The sequence below is a fragment of the Azonexus sp. genome, from assembly GCF_030824335.1.
Lineage (GTDB): Bacteria > Pseudomonadota > Gammaproteobacteria > Burkholderiales > Rhodocyclaceae > Azonexus.
In genome coordinates, this window is sequence record NZ_JAVBXX010000019.1 from 118,130 (window position 1) to 133,997 (window position 15,868).

Annotated in this window: 21 protein-coding genes; 4 read left to right on the top strand and 17 right to left on the bottom strand. The window is 59.1% G+C overall.

The features are described 5' to 3' along the window. Window positions 1–2: 2 nt before the first annotated feature. The 3 genes from sucC to RCI20_RS12680 all read right to left on the bottom strand — a co-directional run bounded on the left by sucC (window position 3) and on the right by RCI20_RS12680 (window position 3,314). Window positions 3–1,163: an ADP-forming succinate--CoA ligase subunit beta gene (sucC, locus tag RCI20_RS12670; protein ID WP_306606061.1), complete on the bottom strand. Its 1,161-nt coding sequence runs from the start codon at window positions 1,161–1,163 to the stop codon at window positions 3–5. 134 nt (window positions 1,164–1,297) lie between these two features. Further along, window positions 1,298–2,635: an MATE family efflux transporter gene (locus tag RCI20_RS12675; protein WP_306606063.1), complete on the bottom strand. Its 1,338-nt coding sequence runs from the start codon at window positions 2,633–2,635 to the stop codon at window positions 1,298–1,300. 19 nt (window positions 2,636–2,654) lie between these two features. Further along, window positions 2,655–3,314 carry a fumarylacetoacetate hydrolase family protein gene (locus RCI20_RS12680; protein ID WP_306606065.1) on the bottom strand — a complete coding sequence of 220 codons (660 nt, stop codon included), beginning with the start codon at window positions 3,312–3,314 and terminating at the stop codon, window positions 2,655–2,657. Window positions 3,315–3,445: 131 nt separating this feature from the next. Here RCI20_RS12680 and RCI20_RS12685 point away from each other — a divergent pair, with 131 nt between their 5' ends. Then, window positions 3,446–4,432, top strand: a complete 987-nt coding sequence (locus RCI20_RS12685; RefSeq protein WP_306606067.1) for a FimV family protein — start codon at window positions 3,446–3,448, stop codon at window positions 4,430–4,432. Here the strand turns inward: RCI20_RS12685 and RCI20_RS12690 are convergent. After that, window positions 4,372–5,118, bottom strand: coding sequence for a Nif3-like dinuclear metal center hexameric protein (locus tag RCI20_RS12690; RefSeq protein WP_306606297.1), 747 nt, complete (start codon window positions 5,116–5,118; stop codon window positions 4,372–4,374). The two genes, RCI20_RS12685 and RCI20_RS12690, sit on opposite strands and share 61 nt — an antisense overlap. 14 nt (window positions 5,119–5,132) lie before the next feature. On the opposite strand from RCI20_RS12690, the gene RCI20_RS12695 reads away from it, so the two are divergent. Together RCI20_RS12695 and RCI20_RS12700 are read left to right on the top strand one after the other, a co-directional pair. After that, window positions 5,133–6,290, top strand: a complete 1,158-nt coding sequence (locus RCI20_RS12695; RefSeq protein WP_306606069.1) for a Do family serine endopeptidase — start codon at window positions 5,133–5,135, stop codon at window positions 6,288–6,290. A 12-nt stretch (window positions 6,291–6,302) separates the two neighbouring features. Then, on the top strand, window positions 6,303–7,103 hold the full coding sequence (locus RCI20_RS12700; RefSeq protein WP_306606071.1) for a class II glutamine amidotransferase: 801 nt from the start codon (window positions 6,303–6,305) through the stop codon (window positions 7,101–7,103). A 3-nt stretch (window positions 7,104–7,106) separates the two neighbouring features. On the opposite strand, the gene tatC is transcribed toward RCI20_RS12700, so the two are convergent. From tatC to hisB, 10 genes are all read right to left on the bottom strand, one after another. Next, on the bottom strand, window positions 7,107–7,961 hold the full coding sequence (gene tatC / locus RCI20_RS12705; protein ID WP_306606073.1) for a twin-arginine translocase subunit TatC: 855 nt from the start codon (window positions 7,959–7,961) through the stop codon (window positions 7,107–7,109). Then, complete coding sequence (tatB, locus tag RCI20_RS12710) at window positions 7,958–8,413, bottom strand: Sec-independent protein translocase protein TatB (protein WP_306606075.1); 456 nt, start codon at window positions 8,411–8,413, stop codon at window positions 7,958–7,960. The genes tatC and tatB overlap by 4 nt, the downstream gene beginning before the upstream one ends. An 86-nt stretch (window positions 8,414–8,499) precedes the next feature. Beyond that, on the bottom strand, window positions 8,500–8,733 hold the full coding sequence (gene tatA / locus RCI20_RS12715; RefSeq protein WP_306606077.1) for a Sec-independent protein translocase subunit TatA: 234 nt from the start codon (window positions 8,731–8,733) through the stop codon (window positions 8,500–8,502). 11 nt (window positions 8,734–8,744) lie between these two features. Continuing rightward, complete coding sequence (locus RCI20_RS12720) at window positions 8,745–9,095, bottom strand: histidine triad nucleotide-binding protein (RefSeq protein WP_306606080.1); 351 nt, start codon at window positions 9,093–9,095, stop codon at window positions 8,745–8,747. Beyond that, entirely contained in the window at window positions 9,092–9,418 is a 327-nt protein-coding gene (locus RCI20_RS12725) for a phosphoribosyl-ATP diphosphatase (protein ID WP_306606082.1), read from the bottom strand. Before RCI20_RS12725 ends, RCI20_RS12720 begins: the two co-directional genes overlap by 4 nt. Continuing rightward, window positions 9,415–9,813 carry a phosphoribosyl-AMP cyclohydrolase gene (gene hisI / locus RCI20_RS12730; protein WP_306606083.1) on the bottom strand — a complete coding sequence of 133 codons (399 nt, stop codon included), beginning with the start codon at window positions 9,811–9,813 and terminating at the stop codon, window positions 9,415–9,417. The genes RCI20_RS12725 and hisI overlap by 4 nt, the downstream gene beginning before the upstream one ends. Then, complete coding sequence (gene hisF, locus RCI20_RS12735; protein WP_373691523.1) at window positions 9,813–10,574, bottom strand: imidazole glycerol phosphate synthase subunit HisF; 762 nt, start codon at window positions 10,572–10,574, stop codon at window positions 9,813–9,815. Before hisF ends, hisI begins: the two co-directional genes overlap by 1 nt. After that, window positions 10,571–11,311, bottom strand: a complete 741-nt coding sequence (hisA, locus tag RCI20_RS12740; protein WP_306606087.1) for a 1-(5-phosphoribosyl)-5-[(5-phosphoribosylamino)methylideneamino]imidazole-4-carboxamide isomerase — start codon at window positions 11,309–11,311, stop codon at window positions 10,571–10,573. The genes hisF and hisA overlap by 4 nt, the downstream gene beginning before the upstream one ends. Window positions 11,312–11,402: 91 nt before the next feature. Continuing rightward, entirely contained in the window at window positions 11,403–12,047 is a 645-nt protein-coding gene (hisH, locus tag RCI20_RS12745; RefSeq protein ID WP_306606089.1) for an imidazole glycerol phosphate synthase subunit HisH, read from the bottom strand. Then, a complete protein-coding gene (hisB, locus tag RCI20_RS12750) occupies window positions 12,047–12,634 on the bottom strand; it encodes an imidazoleglycerol-phosphate dehydratase HisB (RefSeq protein ID WP_306606091.1) in 588 nt (195 codons plus the stop codon). The genes hisH and hisB overlap by 1 nt, the downstream gene beginning before the upstream one ends. 93 nt (window positions 12,635–12,727) lie before the next feature. On the opposite strand from hisB, the gene hisC reads away from it, so the two are divergent. Continuing rightward, entirely contained in the window at window positions 12,728–13,813 is a 1,086-nt protein-coding gene (gene hisC, locus RCI20_RS12755) for a histidinol-phosphate transaminase (RefSeq protein WP_306606093.1), read from the top strand. Here the strand turns inward: hisC and RCI20_RS12760 are convergent. The 3 genes from RCI20_RS12760 to RCI20_RS12770 all read right to left on the bottom strand — a co-directional run bounded on the left by RCI20_RS12760 (window position 13,802) and on the right by RCI20_RS12770 (window position 15,866). Beyond that, a complete protein-coding gene (locus tag RCI20_RS12760) occupies window positions 13,802–14,686 on the bottom strand; it encodes an HDOD domain-containing protein (RefSeq protein ID WP_306606095.1) in 885 nt (294 codons plus the stop codon). The genes hisC and RCI20_RS12760 overlap by 12 nt on opposite strands. A 71-nt stretch (window positions 14,687–14,757) precedes the next feature. Further along, on the bottom strand, window positions 14,758–15,276 hold the full coding sequence (locus tag RCI20_RS12765; protein ID WP_306606097.1) for a chromate transporter: 519 nt from the start codon (window positions 15,274–15,276) through the stop codon (window positions 14,758–14,760). Continuing rightward, window positions 15,273–15,866 (bottom strand): chromate transporter, encoded by a 594-nt coding sequence (locus tag RCI20_RS12770; protein WP_306606099.1) that lies wholly within the window; start codon window positions 15,864–15,866, stop codon window positions 15,273–15,275. The genes RCI20_RS12765 and RCI20_RS12770 overlap by 4 nt, the downstream gene beginning before the upstream one ends. Window positions 15,867–15,868: the final 2 nt, after the last annotated feature.

The following is a 15,868-nucleotide window of genomic DNA, read 5'->3' on the forward strand; positions in this document are numbered from 1 at the left end:
CCTTACTTGACCGCAGCAACGATCTTGGTGGCGGCTTCGGCCATGGAATCGGCAGAGATGATGGGCAGACCGGAATCCTTCAGGATCTGCTTGCCCATGTCTTCGTTGGTACCCTTCATGCGCACGACGAGCGGCACGGACAGGTTCACTTCCTTAGCAGCAGCAACCACGCCAGCGGCGATGGTGTCGCACTTCATGATGCCGCCGAAGATGTTGACCAGGATGCCCTTGACCTTGGTGTTCTTGAGCATGATCTTGAACGCTTCGGTAACCTTCTCGGTCGTGGCACCGCCACCGACGTCGAGGAAGTTGGCCGGCTCGGCCCCGAACAGCTTGATGGTGTCCATCGTGGCCATGGCCAGACCGGCACCATTCACCAGACAGCCGATGTTGCCGTCGAGCGAGATGTAGGCCAGATCGAACTTGGAGGCTTCGATTTCGTCGGCATCTTCTTCGTCCAGGTCGCGCATGGCGACGATTTCCGGCTGACGGTACAGCGAGTTGGAGTCGAAGTTGAACTTGGCGTCAATTGCCTTGACGGTGCCGTCGCCTTCGTGGATCAGCGGATTGATTTCGGCCAGCGAAGCATCCGTTTCCATGTAGCAGGTGTAGAGCTTCTTCAGCGTGTCGATGCACTGCGGAATGGAGCTTTCCAGCATGCCCATGCCCTTGGCCAGTTCCAGACCCTGTTCATCGGTCAGGCCGACCAGCGGATTGACGAAAACCTTGACGATCTTTTCCGGGGTGTTGTGGGCAACTTCTTCGATGTCCATGCCGCCTTCGTACGACGCCATGATGGCGACGGACTGGGTAGCGCGATCGGTCAGCGCAGCAACGTAGTATTCGTGCTGGATGTCAGCGCCTTCTTCGATCAGCAGGTGACGGACCTTCTGGCCTTCCGGACCGGTCTGGTGCGTGATCAGCTGCATGCCGAGAATCTGGCCGGCGTATTCGCGCACTTTTTCCAGCGACGTTGCGACCTTGACACCACCGCCCTTGCCACGGCCACCGGCGTGAATCTGCGCCTTGACGACCCAGACCTTGCCGCCCAGGGTTTCTGCTGCCTTGACTGCGTCTTCGACGGTCGTGCAGTGAATCCCGCGCGGAACCGTAACGCCGAATTTCTTCAGGAGTTGTTTGCCCTGATATTCGTGAATTTTCATGCGCTTTCCTTGCGTTGAGTTAAGTTGCGAGCATTAAGCGGCGCCAAACCTCCCCCAGCCCCGCCACGTTATACTTCTTCGAGCCAAAAATCTTACCACAGCCGCAACAATTTATTGCAGGCCGAAATTCATAATTACGCCCGGTCTTCAGTCATTCGCATGACCTTTTGCAACAACGGCAGCAAGAGTCCGGCCGCTGCCAACAGGCTGATAACCGCTGCCAACCAGAAACCCGCCACACCGAACGGCGGTTGCCAGCGATAGCAGAGCCAGGCACCGCCCCCCAGTGCGATGCCCCAAAAACAGAAAGTCTGGATCAGCATCGGCACGAAAGTCACCCGGTAAGCACGCAGCACATGGCCAGCGATGGTCTGCAGTGCGTCGAAAAACTGGTACACCGCCACGTAGCCAATCAGCGCCAAAGCTACCGAACGTACCGCCGGATCATCGGTATAGACCGCCAACAACGAATTGGCGCCAAACCAGAGCAAAAGACCCAGACACAAAGAGGAGATCGACGCCATCAACATGCTTGCCCGCACCGTCACCCGGACAGTCTGCCAGTTGCGCGCACCGAGCGACTGCGCCACCGCAGCCATTGTGGCAATGCCCAGCGACAAGGGCAGCATGTAGGTCAGCGCGGACAGGTTGGCAATGATGCGATGCCCGGCAACCACCGTCGCCCCCAGTGACGCAATGAACAGACTGACCAACGTGAACGCCGTAATCTCGACGAGATTGGAAAACCCCATCGGCAAACCCAGGCGCAACAATTCACGCCAGGTTTTCAGGCAAGGACGTCGCCAATTGGCAAATGGCTGATAGCGCCGGCCAAGCGGGCCGAAATGCAGCCATGCCGTCGCACTCAGGCAGGCCAGCCAACCGATCAGCACATTGGAAAGCGCACAGCCAAGTACGCCAAGCGGTTCGCCGAGCCAGCCACGCGCAGCGAACCCCCAAGCCAGAAGGGCATGGGTACATAAACCGGCAAGGCCGATCCCCATCAACACACGCGGCCGCCCAAGCGCATTGCAGAAGGCGTAAAAAGTCCGGTAGAGCAACGATGCCGGCAGACTCCAGGCAAGCAAGCCGAGATATTGCCGAACCTTGGCGTCGACCGCAGGATCCATTGCAAAGGGATCGAGCACCACCCCGGGATAGGTCAAAAAGAGAATGCCTGGCAGCGCCAGCAAAAGTGCCAGCCAAAACCCCTGCTGCAAGACAGCGGCGACTTCCGTATCGCGTTTCGCGCCATGTAAATGCGCGACAACGGGCCCCACCGACTGCAGCACGCCAACCAACGCAAAAATAACCGACACATGAATACCGCCGCCGATCGCCACGGCAGCTAGGTCAAGCGGACTGACATGACCCAGCACCACCGTATCGATCACCATCATGCCGACCGAAGCCAACTGAGCGATCAGAACAGGAAAAGCGTGGGCGACCAACCCACGCATTGCGGTCAACACGAAAATTGGCCGAAAAAGCTCAAACGATACGTGCCGTCAGGCAGCCAACACCGTCCACGCCAGCTTCAAGCAGATCACCGCGCAGCAAGGGCCCGACACCAGCCGGCGTCCCGGTATAAATCAGGTCACCGGCCTCCAGGCGCACCATGGTCGACAAGTTGGCGATGATATCTGCCACCTTCCAGCCCATTTGCCCGAGATCGCCATCCTGGCGAATGGCTCCGTTCACCTTCAGCCAGATGCGCCCATGCGCCGGATGCCCGATGCGGGCAGCCGGCACCAGGGAACTGCATACCGCCGACTGGTCGAAGCCCTTGCCCATATCCCACGGATGCCCTTTTTCCTTGGCCTTCGCCTGAATATCGCGCCGCGTCAGATCGAGCCCGACGCCATAGCCAAAAACCAGCCCCAAAGCATCGTCGACCGCAATATTTGCCCCACCCGCACCCAAGGCGACCACCATTTCAACTTCGTGATGCAGATTGGCCGTTAAGGGCGGGTAAGCAACGGCCAGTTCGCCAGCACCACCGACCAGCGCATCGCCCGGCTTGGTGAAGAAAAAAGGCGGCTCGAGGCCATCGGCCTGTGCGGTCGCGCCCATTTCGCGCGCATGCTCGGCATAGTTGCGGCCGACACAAAAAATGCGCCGAACGGGAAACAGCGCTTCGCTGTCTCTCACGGACAATGTCGTCTGGGGATGGGGAGGAAAAACATGGTGCATGGAATTGGCCCGATCATCAAAAAACGAGTGTGCAATACTCTTGCCCTCGAACCCCGTCATGTTAGCCCTGTTTGCGCCAGTTTCGCCCCTTGAAGCCATTCCCGAGACTCTCTTCTGCCCTTGCCGCACTGTGCCTGTGCGCACTCCCGCTATCGGCCAGCGCCGCCGGCCTGGGTGAACTGGTCGTGCTATCGCAGATCGGCGAACCCTTGCGTGCCGAGATCGCACTGATTACAACCGCGGATGAGCGTCTTGAAGCCAGCTGCTTTTCGCTCAAATCGGCCAGCGACGCCGACCTGCCCGGCATCGGCAAAGCCCGACTGCGCCTGAAAAAGCGCCGGCAACATTGGCAACTGCAGCTTATCGGCAACACACCGCTGAATGAACCGCTGGCCACGCTGGGCGTACACATGGGCTGCGGACTTGAGTTACAACGCGATTACATCGTGATGCCGCTTCCTCCTGGCGAGAAAAAGAATCTGGACGCCCCTCGCCGACGCCCAACGGACACTCCAGCCAGCATCGCCACAGAAATCGATACCGAAAGCGCAGACTCTGCCACAAGCAGCCCTTCGCCTTCGAGCAGCACCGGGGACAACAAGCGTCGCACCCGGAAAAAACCGGCGCCGACAACGCCCTTGCAAATGGACAGATTGGTCCTGAGCAGCTCGACCATGCTCAAGGAAAACCCCGCGCCCCCCTCCGCAGAGGATGTCGAAACTCGCATGCTGCGCCTGGAAACTAGCCTGGAGCAACTCGAAAACAGCCTGAAAAACCTGGACAAGGCACTGGCACTCAGCGCCGAATCAATGGCCTTGCGTCGCGAGTTGCAACTCGCCGATACGCTACAACCAGCATCGCCCCCCTCCGCCCCAGTTGCCGAAAGCAAAGCGCCTCAGCCTTGGCGCCAATGGCTGGAGTTGGTACTTGGCACTTTGCTTGGCGGCGTACTGACAGCAAGCGGGCTGCAATGGCTCAATACACGCTCAACTCGCCTGCCACCCGTGCGTTTGCCTCAAACCGGATTGTCCAGATCGACAAAGTCACAGCGCAAACCAAAACGCGCCGTCAAATGAGCTGCCAGCGCCTTGACGCCATAACGTTCTGTCGCGTGATGCCCGGCCGCCATGTAAGCAACACCGCTCTCTTCGGCCAGATGCACGGTTTGTTCTGAAATCTCCCCGGACACAAAAAGATCGACACCGAGCGCAATGGCTTGCTCGAAATACGATTGCGCCCCGCCCGAGCACCAGGCGACACGCCCAATCGGTTTAGCCGGATCACCGATCACCAGCGGCTGCCGCCCGAGTAAACCTGAGACTTGCAGCGCCGTCTCAGCCAAGGTCGCCGGCTGTTTCAGACGTCCATACCAGGCGATATCCTGATCGCCGAAATGCCCTTCGGACTGCCAGTTGCACAATGCTGCCAACTGCGCGTTATTGCCCAAATCAGGATGCGCATCGAGCGGCAAATGGTAGGCGATCAGGCTGATCTCGTTGTTCAAGAGCGTCGCCAGGCGCTTGCGCCGCATCCCGGTGACCCGGCCATCCTCACCTTTCCAGAAATAACCGTGATGCACAAGAATGGCCTGCGCACCGCGGTCGACCGCAATATCGAGTAATTTTTGGCTGGCTGTGACGCCAGCAACGATATGATGCACCTCGCTGCGTCCTTCCACTTGCAGACCGTTTGGGGAATAATCCCGAAACTTCATGGGTTGCAGCAACTCATCCAGATACAGCGTCAATTCTTCCAGTCTCATTTTCACGGACACTCATGCACAGGTTGTGGCTGATTTTTGCACAAACGGTCACCGTTGCGTTGGCCATCATCTTCACGGTATCCACCCTGAAGCCCGAATGGTTGCCGCGCGGCGGACAGGTCGTGGCCCTGCAGGAAGCGTCGCGCGGTGGCGACCGGGGCAATCTCGGTACGCATAGCGGGGACTCCTATCGAAACGCCGCACGCGCCGCACTGCCCTCGGTTGTCCATATCTACACGACGCAGCAGGTGCGTCAGCAACGTCATCCGCTATTCGATGATCCGATCTTCCGACACTTCTTCGGCGAACGCCAGGACGGCCCCAGCCGGCGCAATTCGGGCCTCGGTTCTGGCGTCATCGTCAGTCAGAACGGTTACATCCTGACCAATTTCCACGTCATCGAGGCGGCCGACGACATCCAGGTGTCGCTCAACGACGGCAAAACCTACAAGGCACGAATCGTCGGCTCCGACCCGGAATCCGACCTCGCCGTATTGCACATCAAAGCGGAAAAACTACCGACCATCACCTTTGGCCAAATGGACAGTCTGCAAGTCGGCGATGTCGTATTGGCCATCGGCAATCCGTTCGGCGTCGGCCAGACGGTCACCATGGGCATCGTCTCCGCGCTCGGCCGTTCGCACCTCGGGATCAATACTTTCGAGAATTTCATCCAGACCGATGCGGCGATTAATCCCGGCAACTCGGGCGGCGCCCTGGTCGATGCCCAAGGCAATCTGGTCGGCATCAACACGGCAATTTATTCGAGAACCGGCGGCAATCACGGCATCGGCTTTGCCATCCCGGTTTCCAGCGCCCGCAGCATCATGGAACAGATCATCGAAAGCGGCTCGGTGACGCGCGGCTGGATCGGTGTCGAAGCCCAGGAAATCACCCCGGAACTGGCTGAATCCTTCGGCTTGCCGGATACCGATGGCGCACTGATCGCCGGCGTCGTACGCTCCAGCCCGGCTGACAAAGCAGGCATTCGGCCCGGCGACGTACTGCTATCGGTCGAGGGCAAGCCAGTGACCGATCCGCAAGTCATGCTCGACCTGATTGCCGACCTGAAACCCGAAGCCCGCGCCAGTTTCCGCCTGCGCCGTGATCGCAGTATCCTTGAACTGGCCGTCCGCATCGGCAAACGCCCACCACTACGCGCCGAAGAGTAAGGAAAAACCCGCATGTGCCAGCTCCTCGGCATGAACTGCAACGTGCCGACCGACATCTGTTTCTCCTTTTCCGGCTTTCAGGCCAGGGGCGGGGCGACCGATGTGCATGCGGATGGCTGGGGCATCGCTTTTTTTGAAGGCAAGGGCACACGCCTGTTTCTCGATCCGCAGCCTTCGGCCAGTTCGCCAGTGGCCGAACTGGTCAGCCGCTATCCGATACACTCGAAAAACGTCATCGCGCACATCCGCAAGGCGACGCAAGGCTCGATCAAGCTGGAAAATACGCATCCGTTCATGCGCGAGTTGTGGGGCCGCTACTGGATTTTTGCCCATAACGGCAACCTGCTGGAATTTTCACCCGAACTCGATGGCAGTTTCGTGCCGGTAGGCAACACCGACAGCGAACGCGCTTTTTGCTGGCTATTGCAGCAACTCCGCCAGCGCTTTGGCAACCAGATGCCGACACAGGACGCACTGTTTGCAGCGCTGCATGAATTGACACTGGAAATCGCGACGCATGGCGAATTCAACTTCCTGCTGTCGCATGGCGATTGCCTGTTTGCCCATGCCTCGACGCGCCTCAGCTACATCGTCCGCAAGGCACCTTTTGCCCAAGCACACCTGAAGGATCAGGACATTACGGTTGATTTCAGCGAAGTGACCACGGCCAATGACCGCGTGGCAGTTATCGCCACCCTGCCACTGACCGACAACGAAGCATGGACCGTCATGCCGGCCGGTACGCTATGGCGTTTTGCCGAAGGTGAAGTGGTCGAGCACCGGGCAACCCGACCCGGGCCACCCCGCAACTAGCGATTACTTGTTGTCCAACTGGCGAAAGGCTGCTTCTGCCTGATCCAGTTCGGCGTCGAGATCCGCATCGGTTTTTGCCGATTCTGCAGTGTTGACCGCAGCAGTGGCTGCATCAGCTTCGGCCCGTGTCGTCCCTTTGGACACCAGGCTCGATGCCAGAATCCCCAACTCGTAAAGCAGACACATGGGAATGGCGAGCGCCAGTTGCGACACCACATCGGGCGGTGTCACGACCGCAGCCACAACAAAGGCGCCGACGATGAAGTAGGAGCGCCACTCGCGCAACTTCTCGACCTTGACCACACCCAGTTTGACCATGACAACGAGCGCCACCGGCACCTCGAAAGACAAACCGAAGGCCAGGAACATGGTCATCACGAATGACAGATAGGCTTCGATATCTGGCGCCGGCGTAATGCTCTTGGGAGCAAAACTGGAAATGAAATGAAAGACTTGGCCAAATACGAAGAAGTAACAAAAGGCCATGCCGAGGACAAAAAGCACGGTGGCCGAAATGATTAGCGGGATACCCAATCGCCGCTCATGGGCATACAGCCCTGGCGACACAAAACCCCAAACTTGAAACAGCACATAGGGCAGCGCCAATACAAAGGCCACCATACCCGTGACTTTGAGTGGCACCATGAAAGGCGTTACCACACCAATCGCCACCATCTTGGTGCCCTCGGGCAGCGCGCTGGTTAGCGGCGCGGCAAGCATATCGTAGATTTCCCCAGGACCTGGATAGAAGGCCAGCACGCCCATTACGACAGCAATCGCAATCAGGCTGCGCAACAAACGGTCACGCAACTCAACCAGATGGGAAACGAAAGACTCTTCCTGCGGGGTGTCGCTCATGCGGCGTTCGTACTCTTTGCACCATCGCCAGCAACAGAAGGTTGGGCAATCGTGGGTTTGTCATTGGCGGCACTCGGTGCCGGCTTGGTCATGGTTGCCGTAGCCGTTTGCTCAAGTTCGGCACTGGCTGCCCTGGCAGTGGCTTCCAGTTCAGCCACAGCAGAACGCACCGGCGAGCCGAGCGAATCGAAACTGCTGCGCGCTGTGTCGTATTCCTTACGCACCGAACCCTCAAGCTCACGAGCTGAATCGGCAACCTGCGACTGCAGCTTCTTCAGTTCATCAAGCTGCATTTCGCGATTGATATCGGACTTGACGTCGTTAACATAGCGCTGCGCACGACCAAGCAAAAGGCCGAGCGTACGAGCAACCTTGGGCAAGCGTTCAGGACCGATAACCACCAAGGCGACGATACCAATCACCATCAGTTCGGAAAAGCCAATATCGAACATCGGTTATATAAGCCCAGAATACACAACAGAAAAAGCACGGTGACACGTGCCGACTGACAGGCCAAGCCTTCCGAAGAAAGATTCCATCAGCTCTTGGTCTTTTCCTGAACCTCGACGTCGATGGTCTGCCCACCCACCTGCTGGGTCGGTTGCGCTGCATCGGCAGGCTTGTCGCCGCCACCGGCTTCCTTCATGCCGTCCTTGAAGCCCTTGACCGCGCCACCGAGATCCTGACCGACATTACGCAACTTTTTGGTGCCAAAGACCAGCATCACGATAACCAGAACGATCAACCAGTGCCAGATGGAAAAACTACCCATTTTTATGTCTCCTAGATTCGCTTGAGCATCGGACCCACCGGGTCCGGACCGCCAACGATATGCATGTGCAGATGGGGGACTTCCTGCTGCCCGATCTCACCCGTATTGATGATCGCCCGAAAACCACCGGGACTACCTTGAGCTACCGCAATTTCATTCGCCGTGACCAGCATCCGGCCCAGCACTTCGGCATCTTCGGCCGTTGCCGAAGCCAGCGACGTAATATGCTTCTTCGGCACGACCAGGATGTGTACCGGACGTGCCGGCTGAATGTCCTTGAACGCCAGGATCAACTCGTCTTCATAGACCTTCTGGGATGGAATCGATCCCGCGATGATCTTGCAGAAAAGACAGTCGCTCACTTGCTGCCTCGCGCCGCCTTTTCGTCAATGCCGGAAATCCCTTCGCGACGACGCATTTCTTGCGAAACATCCTCAATGGAAAGCCCGTAGAAGGCCAGCAGAACCAGAACGTGATAAATCACATCGGTCGATTCCCAGACCACATTCAGACGCTTGCCTTCCTTGCCGGCCATGATCAGTTCGGCACATTCTTCGCCGATTTTCTTCAGGATAGAATCCGGGCCTTCCGAGAACAACTTGGCGGTATAGGACTTTTCCGGATCGGCATTGCGGCGGGAAGCCAACGTTTCGGAGAGACGATGCAGGATGTCATGCGTACTCATTGGTATATTTCCTTCGGATCTTTCAAAACCGGATCAACGGGAACCCAGCGTTCCCCTTGCAATTCATTGAAAAAACAACTTTCCCGTCCTGTATGACAAGCAATGCCGCCGACCTGTTCAATCGTCAGCAACAACACATCGCCGTCGCAATCGGTGTGGATGGACTTCACTTTCTGGAAGTGGCCGGATTCCTCACCTTTGCGCCACAAACGTGAACGCGAACGCGACCAGTATACCGCGTTGCCGCAGGCGATCGTCTCCGTCAGCGACTGGCGATTCATGTAGGCAAACATGACCACGCGCCCGCCTTCATCCTGCGCGATGGCCGGGATCATGCCGTCGGCGTCCCATTTGAGCGCCGACAGCCAGGGCAAGGCGTTGTCAAGATCGGCCATTACAGGCGGACCTCGATACCCCGTTCAGCCATGTACTCCTTGGCCTGACGGACGGTGTATTCGCCAAAATGGAAAATGGAAGCGGCCAATACCGCATCGGCACGGCCTTCGGTGACGCCATCGGCGAGATGCTGCAAATTGCCGACGCCGCCCGAAGCGATGACCGGAATCCGGACAGCATCCGAGACAGCGCGGGTCAGCGCCAGATCGAAACCATTCTTGGTGCCATCACGGTCCATGCTGGTCAGCAGGATTTCACCGGCTCCGAGCATTTCCACCTTTTTGGCCCAGTCGACCGCAGAAAGCCCGGTGTCGTTACGGCCACCGTGCGTAAACACATGCCATTCACCGGGTGCGGTCTGCTTCGCATCGATGGCGACAACAATGCACTGCGAACCGACCTTGCTCGACGCGTCGAACACCAGATCCGGGTTCTGCACCGCCGCGGTATTCATCGACACCTTGTCGGCCCCGGCATTCAACAGGCGCCGCACATCCTCGACCTTGCGCACGCCACCACCGACGGTCAACGGGATGAAAACCTGCTCGGCACAGGCTTCGACGATGTGCAGGATGATATCGCGCTGATCACTGGATGCCGTGATATCGAGGAAAGTCACCTCGTCGGCGCCCTGCTCGTTGTAACGGCGGGCAATCTCGATCGGGTCACCGGCATCGCGCAGCCCGACAAAATTGGTCCCTTTAACGACGCGACCCGCCGTCACATCCAGACAGGGAATGATGCGTTTAGCCAGCATCAGGCGCCCAACTCGTCGGCCAGCTTCTGTGCGGCAGCGAAATCGAGCGAACCGTCATATACCGCACGACCGGCAATCGTGCCGACCACGCCTTCGCCTTCGACGGCGCACAGCGCCTTGATATCGTCGAGATTGGACAAACCGCCGGAAGCGATGACCGGAATGGTCAGCGCCTGGGCCAGACGGACGGTGGCTTCGATATTCAGACCGGACAACATGCCATCGCGACCGATATCGGTATAAATAATTGATTCAACGCCATAATCTTCGTACTTCTTGCCAAGATCGACGACGTCGTGACCGGTCAGTTTGGACCAGCCGTCGGTCGCCACCTTGCCATCCTTGGCATCGAGGCCAACGATGATATGACCGGGGAAAGCAACGCAGGCGTCGGCCAGGAAACCGGGATTCTTGACGGCTGCCGTGCCGATGATGACGTAGGTCAGACCGGCATCCAGGCAACGCTCGATGGTGTCGAGATCGCGAATGCCGCCGCCCAGCTGCACCGGAATGTCGTCGCCGACTTCAGCCAGGATCGCCTTGATCGCCACCTGGTTTTTCGGCTTGCCGGCAAAGGCGCCATCCAGATCGACCAGATGCAGGCGACGAGCGCCTTGATCCAGCCAGTGGCGGGCCTGTTCGGCCGGGCTGTCGGAGAAGACGGTAGCCTGTTCCATCAGGCCCTGTTTGAGGCGGACACATTGTCCATCCTTCAGGTCAATCGCAGGAATGATCAGCATGGGAGAGTCAGAAAGGAAAATTCGAGGAAAAATTCAGAGGGGAATTTCGGCAAACGCGGCAAAAAAACCCGACACAAAACTGGACACGAAATCAGGGGCGCCACTCGACAAAGTTTTTCAGAAACAGCAGGCCGTCGCGAGCGCTTTTCTCGGGATGGAACTGGACCGCAAAGATATTATCCCGGCCCACCGCACAGGTAAAGGGCACGCCGTAATCGGTCGTACCAGTGGTCAGCAGCGGATCGATGTGCTGAACGCAGTAACTGTGCACGAAATAGAAGCGGGAGCCATCGGCAATGCCGGACCACAAGGCATGCGGTTTTTGCCAGACTTCATTCCAGCCCATGTGCGGCACCTTGAGACGGTCGCCCTTGCGGTCGACCATCTTTTCATCAGGAAAACGCTTTACCTCGCCCGGAAAGACTGCCAGGCCGGGCACATTGCCTTCCTCGCTGCGCTCGAACAGCATCTGCTCACCCACACAAATACCCAGGAAAGGTTTGTCCTGCGCCGCTTGCAATACGGCAGCCCGCAGGCCACGGGCTTCCAGTTCGCGCATGCAGTCGGGCATCGCACCCTGGCCGGGGAAAACCACCCGATCAGCGGCGGCAACGACCGCCGGATCGGCGGTCACGATGACATTTTGTCCGGCCGCCACATGCTCCAGCGCTTTCGACACGGAACGCAGGTTGCCCATGCCGTAGTCGATGACGGCGATGGTTTGCGCGCCGGCCATTACAAGGATCCCTTGGTCGACGGCATGCAACCGGCCATGCGCGGATCAGGCGTCACCGCCATGCGCAGGGCGCGACCGAAGGCCTTGAAGATGGTCTCGGCCTGATGGTGGGCATTCTTGCCACGCAGATTGTCGATGTGCAGCGTCATGCCGGCGTGATTGACCAGGCCATGGAAAAACTCGTCGAACAGGTCGACATCGAACTGGCCGATCATCGCCCGCGTAAATTCGCAGTTCATTTCCAGACCGGGCCGGCCAGATAGATCGATGACAACGCGCGACAGGGCTTCGTCCAGCGGCACATAGCTGTGGCCGTAGCGCGTCAGCCCCTTCTTGTCGCCCCAGGCCTTGGCCAGCGCCTGGCCGAAGGTGATGCCGATATCCTCGACCGTGTGGTGGGCATCGATGTGCAGATCGCCCTTGGCTTCGATGTCCAGATCGATCAGGCCATGCCGGGCAATCTGGTCCAGCATGTGATCGAGAAAGGGAACGCCGGTGGCAAATTTGCCCTGACCGGTGCCATCAAGATTCAGACGCACGGTAATCTGCGTCTCCAGGGTATTACGGGTAATTTCGGCTTGCCGCATGGCTTATCTTCGTGCAGAGGGCTGCAAAAGGCGTAGGAACGGAGGGGCATGATACCATTTCGTCCCACTTTTACGCCTTTCGTGAAGACACCCATGAGTCGCTTCTGGAGCCAGGTCGTCCGCGACCTCACCCCGTATGTCCCGGGCGAACAGCCCAAGATCGCCAACCTGATCAAGCTGAACACCAACGAGCACCCATTTCCGCCCTCACCGCGCGTGCTCGACGCCATCCGCAACGAACTGGGCGAAGACGGCGCACGGCTGCGACTTTACCCGGACCCCAATGCCGATCTGCTGAAGCAGGCCATCGCCAAGCGCTATGCCGTCGACAGCAGCAAGGTATTTGTCGGCAATGGCTCGGACGAGGTGCTGGCGCATATTTTCATGGCACTGCTCAAGCACGATGCGCCCATTCTGTTCCCCGACATCACCTACAGCTTTTATCCGGTGTATTGCGGGCTGTACGGCGTGGAATACCGCGCGATTCCGCTGGCCGAGGACTTTTCGCTCAACCCGGCAGATTATCGCGGTCAACAGGGCCAAAACGGGAAAATCGGCGGCATCATTTTCCCCAATCCGAATGCACCGACCGGCCGCCTGTTGCCACTGGCAGCCATTGAGCAGATCGTGTGCGCCAATCCGGATTGCGTGGTCGTCGTCGATGAAGCCTATGTCGATTTTGGCGGCGATACCGCCATCCCGCTGACCGAGCGTTACGACAACCTGCTGGTCGTCCATACCCTGTCCAAATCCCGCTCGCTGGCCGGCCTGCGCGTCGGTTATGCCATCGGCCACCCGGCGCTGATCGAGGCGCTGGAACGGGTCAAGAACAGCTTCAACTCCTACCCGCTGGATCGGCTGGCCATCGTCGGCGCGGTGGCGGCCATTGAAGACGAAGCGCATTTCCAGCAATGCTGCCACGCCGTTATTGCCACCCGCGAGGCGTTGACCGCAAAACTTGAAGAACTGGGCTTCACGGTTCTGCCTTCGGCCGCCAACTTCATTTTTGCCCGTCATCCGCAACACGACGCGGCGGAGCTCGCCAAGGCGCTGCGCGAGAAGAACATCATCGTCCGCCATTTCAAGCAAGCGCGAATTGATCAGTTCCTGCGCATCACCATCGGCACCGACAGTGAATGTGCAACGCTGGTCGATGCCTTGCGCGCGCTAATCGGCTGAGGGCACACCGGAGACAGCCTGCTGTTCGGCCGCCGCAATGGCGGCGAGCAGACGCTCACGTTGCGGTTCGGACAAGGGCAGCGGCTCGGCTAGCGTAACCAGTGCCTGCGTCGGCAGCATCTTTTTGACTTCCTGCAACAGCGGCACCAGTTGTTCGGGTGCCGCCTCGCCGATCACCAGCTTCGCCGCGTCATGCCCGAGACGGGCCAGATTGGCGCGCGGCGTATCGGTGCCCTTGATCAGCATGATGATCAGATGCGGCAGCCCCCATGATTCAGCCAGGGCCATGGTCAACTGGCGAAAGGTGAATTCGATTTCCGACGGACGGTGCTGCAAGGCCCAGTAGCGCTCGTTCCACTGGTAGATCGCTACTTCCTTGTCGGTCATCTCCGGGGCGAAATGCCAGAGCAACAACTCACCGGTTTCCGCCAGCAAGGCCGCCATCGCCACTTCGTCCGGCACCACATCGACCCGCTGCGCAGCCCAGGCTCGAGCCAGCGTTGCGGCCAGCACGGCGCGCCTTTCGCAGGCATGGCAACCGGGCAACATCCCTTCGGAAAGCCGGCTGGCAGCAACGATCTCCTGCAATTCGTCGTAGCCGGTTTGCAATATTGCACCCAACGGCGTCGTCGTATCGTGTCCGAGCTGGCGCGTGCGGCGCTCCTCGGCCCGCCGCAACAACTTCAGGGCGAGATAAGGATCGGCATAGACAATATCGACCAGATCGCGGGCCGACAAGGATTCCCTGACTTCCTCAGCGGCCTGCTGCAGCGCGACCAAGGTCGCGCGCGTCGCCGGCAGGACAGGGGTTTCCTTGTCCCGCAAATACTCGACCCACTGTTTGATCCCCCACGACCGTTGATGCGCCTGCATTCCTGGTTTTCCCCACGCGGCTGCTCATGGACAAAAGAATACGCCACTCTCCAGGAGAGTGACACCGCAGATCACACCCAACCCAGCAAGCCAGCCAGCGCACCCAGCGCGATGAACCAGAGCGGATGCCAGCGGGTACGCAAATTGAGCACGACCACGATGAGCACCAATAGCGCACCGCCCCAGGCCAGACCGACCGACTGGGCGATCAAGAGCGCACCGGAAAAAATCAACCCGACGGCCAACGGTGCGACGCCGAGACTGATGGCCCGCTGCCAGCGCTGCCCGGCAAAGCCTTGCCAACGGTCGATCAGCAGGTAAATGACGACACTCATCGGCAGACACATGGCCAGTGTCGTTGCCAGCGCCCCGGCTAGGCCGGCAATTTTCCAGCCGATCAGGGTCACCACCAGCACATTCGGCCCCGGTGCAGCCTGGGCGATGGCGTACAGATGCGTGAACGTGGTCTCGTTCAACCACTGATGCTGCTCGACCACCACCCGGTGCATCTCCGGCAGCAGCGCCGTTGCACCGCCGAAGGCGACAAAGGAAAGCAGGGTGAATTCAAGGAACAATTCGACAACGATCATTCTGCAGCCTTGCCTTTGCCCTGCGCCCGCTTCCGCCCCAGTCGCCAGTAAGCCAGCAGCCCTGTTGCCAGCAAACCGCCCAGCATGACGAGCGGCATCGGCCAGCGCAGCCAGGCGATGCCGGCTACGGTCAACACGGTAAATGGCAGAAAATAGCGTTTGTCCTTGAGCGCACTTCCCATGCGCCAGGCCATCGCGAACAGCAAGGCACAACCGGCGGCAGCAATGCCGCGCAACATGGCTTGCACGACCGGCAGGCCGCCCCATGCGTCGTAGGCCAGCGCCAGCAACAAGACAATCAGCAGCGGCCCAAGCAGCAGTCCGACCGGTGCAACAATCGCTCCGGACAGGCCACGGTAGCGCTTGCCGACCAGCACCGCGAGATTAACCACATTCGGCCCCGGCAGAAACTGACACAATCCCAACTGGGTATTGAAATCCTCGGCAGTCATCCAGCGCTTGTCTTCGACCAGCATATGCCGGGCAAACGGCAACACGCCGCCAAAGCCGGACAGGCCGACCGAGGAAAAACCCAAAAAAAGCGCCCGGAGGTCCGGGCGCTTTTCTGATTCGGTGATTATCGCGGTCAACG

What these genes read in the sequence shown, in the direction of transcription:
- hisI (WP_306606083.1), bottom strand. Translation starts at nt 9,813, where the DNA reads ATGGCCGATCTTGACAACGCCTTGCCCTGGCTGTCGGCGCTCAAATGG.
- hisC (WP_306606093.1), top strand. Translation starts at nt 12,728, where the DNA reads ATGAGTCGCTTCTGGAGCCAGGTCGTCCGCGACCTCACCCCGTATGTC.
- sucC (WP_306606061.1), bottom strand. Translation starts at nt 1,163, where the DNA reads ATGAAAATTCACGAATATCAGGGCAAACAACTCCTGAAGAAATTCGGC.
- RCI20_RS12690 (WP_306606297.1), bottom strand. Translation starts at nt 5,118, where the DNA reads ATGAGACTGGAAGAATTGACGCTGTATCTGGATGAGTTGCTGCAACCC.
- tatB (WP_306606075.1), bottom strand. Translation starts at nt 8,413, where the DNA reads ATGTTCGATATTGGCTTTTCCGAACTGATGGTGATTGGTATCGTCGCC.
- hisH (WP_306606089.1), bottom strand. Translation starts at nt 12,047, where the DNA reads ATGGCCGGCGCGCAAACCATCGCCGTCATCGACTACGGCATGGGCAAC.
- RCI20_RS12695 (WP_306606069.1), top strand. Translation starts at nt 5,133, where the DNA reads ATGCACAGGTTGTGGCTGATTTTTGCACAAACGGTCACCGTTGCGTTG.
- RCI20_RS12725 (WP_306606082.1), bottom strand. Translation starts at nt 9,418, where the DNA reads ATGAGTACGCATGACATCCTGCATCGTCTCTCCGAAACGTTGGCTTCC.
- RCI20_RS12765 (WP_306606097.1), bottom strand. Translation starts at nt 15,276, where the DNA reads ATGATCGTTGTCGAATTGTTCCTTGAATTCACCCTGCTTTCCTTTGTC.
- tatC (WP_306606073.1), bottom strand. Translation starts at nt 7,961, where the DNA reads ATGAGCGACACCCCGCAGGAAGAGTCTTTCGTTTCCCATCTGGTTGAG.
- hisA (WP_306606087.1), bottom strand. Translation starts at nt 11,311, where the DNA reads ATGCTGATCATTCCTGCGATTGACCTGAAGGATGGACAATGTGTCCGC.
- RCI20_RS12700 (WP_306606071.1), top strand. Translation starts at nt 6,303, where the DNA reads ATGTGCCAGCTCCTCGGCATGAACTGCAACGTGCCGACCGACATCTGT.
- tatA (WP_306606077.1), bottom strand. Translation starts at nt 8,733, where the DNA reads ATGGGTAGTTTTTCCATCTGGCACTGGTTGATCGTTCTGGTTATCGTG.
- RCI20_RS12760 (WP_306606095.1), bottom strand. Translation starts at nt 14,686, where the DNA reads ATGCAGGCGCATCAACGGTCGTGGGGGATCAAACAGTGGGTCGAGTAT.
- hisB (WP_306606091.1), bottom strand. Translation starts at nt 12,634, where the DNA reads ATGCGGCAAGCCGAAATTACCCGTAATACCCTGGAGACGCAGATTACC.